Origin of the sequence: Kitasatospora sp. NPDC058218 (genome assembly GCF_042882445.1) — a bacterium.
In the GTDB taxonomy this organism is placed as follows: Bacteria; Actinomycetota; Actinomycetes; order Streptomycetales; family Streptomycetaceae; genus Kitasatospora.
Genome location: NZ_JBHVWC010000150.1, coordinates 1 through 3,995, shown reverse-complemented (window position 1 = coordinate 3,995; position 3,995 = coordinate 1). Strand labels below are relative to the sequence as shown.

Here is a 3,995-nt window from a genome sequence, read left to right as displayed (position 1 = left end):
GCGGAACCACCGGCTACTGAGCCGCCGGTGGTGACGCCGGGTGTGGTCCCCTGGGTGTTGTCCGGGCGGACGGCGGCCGCGCTGCGTGCCCAGGCCGAGGCGCTGCTCGCCCAGGTGGCAACTGAGGACGATCTTGCTTTGATCGACGTTGCCCACACGTTGGCGACCAGCCGATCGGCGTTCGACCATCGTGCAGTGGTCGTCGCCGCCGACCGGGACGCCGCCCTGGACGGACTGGCCGCGCTGGCGGCGGGTGAGCCCGTGGCCGGTGTGGTCGAGGGCTCGGTGGGTGCGGGCAAGCGGGCGTTCCTCTTCTCCGGGCAGGGATCACAACGGCTCGGGATGGGGCGGGAGTTGTATGCCAGGTTCCCGGTGTTCGCGGAGGTCTTCGACGCGGTCTGCGCGGAGTTGGCCGGGGTGCGGGAGGTGGTGTGGGGCGACGATGTCGAGCTGTTGGACCGGACGGTGCATGCCCAGGCCGCGCTGTTCGCGGTGGAGGTGGCGCTGTTCCGGCTGCTGGAGTCCTGGGGTGTGCGGCCGGACTTCGTGGCCGGCCACTCGATCGGCGAGGTCGCCGCGGCCCACGTGGCGGGGGTGTTCTCGCTGTCGGATGCCTGCACCCTGGTGGCGGCACGCGGTCGGTTGATGCAGGCGCTGCCGGAGGGCGGTGCGATGCTCGCCGTTCAGGCGGGCGAGGACGAAGTCCTGGCGCTGCTGGACGAGTTGGTCTCGGTCGCGGCGGTCAACGGGCCCGCATCGGTGGTGGTTTCCGGAGCGGAGGGTGCGGTGGAGCGGGTTCGCGCCCACTTCGAGCAACTGGGTCGCAAGGCGACGCGGTTGCGGGTCTCGCATGCCTTCCACTCGCCGTTGATGGATCCGATGCTGGCGGAGTTCCGGGTCGTGGTCGAGGGCCTGACCTTCGCCGCTCCGACGATCCCGGTGGTGTCCAATCTGACGGGCGGCCTGGCCACGGGTGAGGAGTTGTGCTCGCCGGAGTACTGGGTGCGCCACGTCCGGGAGGGGGTCCGCTTCGCCGACGGTGTGTGGACCCTGGCGGCCCAGGGCGTCACCCGCTTCGTGGAGGTGGGCCCGGACGGGGTGCTGACCGCGATGGCTCGGGAGTCGGTCGCCGACGACGTTCTCCTGGTCCCCGTGCTGCGCAAGGACCGTGGTGAGGAGGCGACCGCGCTGCGCGCGCTGGCCGAGTTGCATGTGTGCGGGGTGAAGGTCGACTGGACTGCGCTCCTGGCCGGCACCGGGGCGCGACGCGTCGACCTGCCCACCTACGTGTTCCAGCACCAGCACTTCTGGCCCGCTGGTCCGGTGCTCCGCTCGGGGGATCTGCGCTTCGCAGGGCTGGAATCGCCCGGGCACCCGCTGCTCGGCGCGGCCGTGGAACTGGTCAACACGGACGGGTATGTGTTCACCGGCCGCCTCTCGGTGCAGTCGCACCCGTGGCTGGCGGGCCACGTCGTCCTCGGGTCTGTGGTGGTGCCCGGCGCCGCGCTGCTGGAACTCGCCGTGCGGGCGGGCGACGAGGTCGGCTGCGATCTGGTCGAGGAGTTGACGCTGGCCGCGCCGCTGGTGCTGGTCGGCCAGGGTGATGTGCGGGTGCAGGTGTGGGTGGGCGAGCCGGACGAGTCGGGTAGGCGTTCGTTGAGCGTGCACTCCCGTCCCGTCGGTGACGACGGGGCGATGTGGACGCTGAACGCCAGTGGGGTGTTGGGCGCGGGTGCGGTGCCGGCGGTGTTCGACGCGGCGGTGTGGCCGCCGGCGGGCGCCGAGTCGTTGGACGTGACCGGTGCCTACGAGCAGCTGTCCGAGAGCGGCCTTGACTACGGCCCGGCGTTCCAGGGGCTGCGTTCGGCCTGGCGTCTTGGTGACGACGTGTTCGCCGAGGTCGCGCTCCCCGAGGGCGTGGACCCCAGGGCGTTCGGCCTGCATCCGGCTCTGTTGGATGCGTGCCTGCATGCCTCGGTGTTCGTCGGCTCGGACGGGCAGGGTCGGGGTGGTGTGCCGTTCGCGTGGTCGGGTGTGTCGTTGCACGCTTCGGGTGCGTCGGTGGTGCGGGTGCGGCTGACCCGGACCGGTGAGGATTCGGTGTCGCTGGCGGTTGCGGACGCTTCGGGTGCGCCGGTTGTCTCGGTGGAGTCGTTGGCGGTCCGGCCTATCAGTGCAGGGCAGTTGGGCGGGGTGGGGGCGGTTGCCCGGGATGCGTTGTTCCGGGTGGACTGGGTGCCGGTGGCGGTCGGGGAGCCGACTTCGTTCGTGACGGTCGGTCAGGACATTGATCTGGCGTCGTTGGTGGATGTGCCGGGCGCGGTGGTGGTGGAGCTGACCGGAGGATCCTCTGGCGATGTGCCCGGGTCCGTGCACGCGGTGACGTCGTGGGTGTTGGGTCTGGTGCAGTCGTGGTTGGTGGAGGGGCGGTTTGCGGCGTCGCGGTTGGTGTTCGTGACGCGTGGTGCGGTGTCGGGTGTGGATCTGGCGGGCGCTGCGGTGTGGGGGTTGGTGCGGTCGGCGTTGGCGGAGAATCCGGGCCGGTTCGGTCTGGTGGATCTGGACGGCGACGAGGAGACGGTGCCGGCAGAGGCTCTCGCCCTGGATGAGCCGCAGGTGCTGGTGCGTGGTGGTGAGGTGTTGGCGGCGCGGCTGGTTCGGGTGCCTGCTGTGCAGTCGGGGAGCGTCTCGCCGTGGGGCGGCGACGGCACGGTGTTGGTGACGGGTGGTACGGGTGGTTTGGGTCGGGTGGTGGCCCGGCATCTGGTGGTCGAGCATGGTGTGCGGAGTCTGTTGCTGGTGAGCCGTCGTGGTGTGGAGGCCGAGGGCGCGGCAGAGTTGGTGGCCGAGTTGGCGGCTCTGGGGGCCGAGGCGGTCGTGGAGGCCTGTGATGTCGCGGATCGTGCGGCGGTGGACGGGTTGGTCGCCCGTCATTCGGTTGGTGCGGTGGTGCATGCGGCGGGTGTGCTGGATGACGGGGTGGTCGGTTCGCTGACGCCGGAGCGGCTGGCGGCGGTGTTGCGGCCGAAGGTGGACGCGGCCTGGAATCTGCACGAGGCGACGAAGGACTTGGAGCTGTCGGCTTTCGTGGTCTTCTCCTCGGTGGCGGGGACGTTCGGTAGTGCGGGGCAGGCCAACTATGCGGCGGGCAACGCGTTTCTGGACGCGTTGGCACGGCATCGCCGCGCCGCTGGTCTGCCGGGGGTGTCGTTGGCATGGGGTCCGTGGACCCAGGACGGTGGCATGACCGGTGCCCTCGGCGACGCCGACATCGAGCGCATCGCTCGACTGGGTATGCCGCCACTCACGCCCGAGGACGGGCTGGCGCTGTTCGACGCCGCGCTCGCCGGTGGGGAGCCGGTGACGTTGCCGGTTCGCCTGGACCTGGCGGCTCTGCGCGCGCGGGGTGAGGTGCCCGCGTTCCTGCGTGGTCTGGTTCGGGTGCCGGTGCGTCGAAGCGCGACGAGCGGGGCAGCGGCCGAGCTGGTCGGGCGGTTGTCCGGTCTGGGGGCGGACCAGCGCCGTGAGGCGGTGCTCGACGTGGTGCGTGCGCAGATCGCGCTGGTGCTGGGCCATGCGGGTGCGGCCGAGGTGGAGGCGACGAAGGCGTTCCAGGATCTCGGATTCGACTCGCTGACCGCGGTGGAACTCCGCAACCGGCTAGCGGCGGTGACGGGCCTTCGGCTGCCGGCGACGGTGGTGTTCGACTACCCGTCGGCGGAGGCGCTGGTCCGGTTCCTGCTGGACGAGCTGTTCGAGCGTGTGGCCGAGGTCTCGCGGGTGACGTCCGGGCTGCCGTCGGTGGTGGACGATCCGGTGGTGATCGTGGGGATGGCCTGCCGGTACCCGGGTGGGGTGCGGTCGCCGGAGGGCCTGTGGCGGTTGGTGTCGGAGGGCGTGGACGCGATCTCCGGCTTCCCGACGAATCGTGGGTGGGACGTGGAGTCGCTCTTCGATTCCGATCCGGATCACCTCGGTACGTCGTACACGCGGTC

Annotated in this window: 1 protein-coding gene; it reads left to right on the top strand. The window is 71.1% G+C overall.

What is annotated here, in order from left to right; all coding sequences use genetic code 11:
- Positions 1-27 precede the first annotated feature (27 nt).
- Positions 28-3,995, top strand: a 3,968-nt coding sequence (locus tag ACFVYI_RS42275; RefSeq protein WP_387895434.1) for an SDR family NAD(P)-dependent oxidoreductase, incomplete at its 3' end; no start/stop codon positions are given.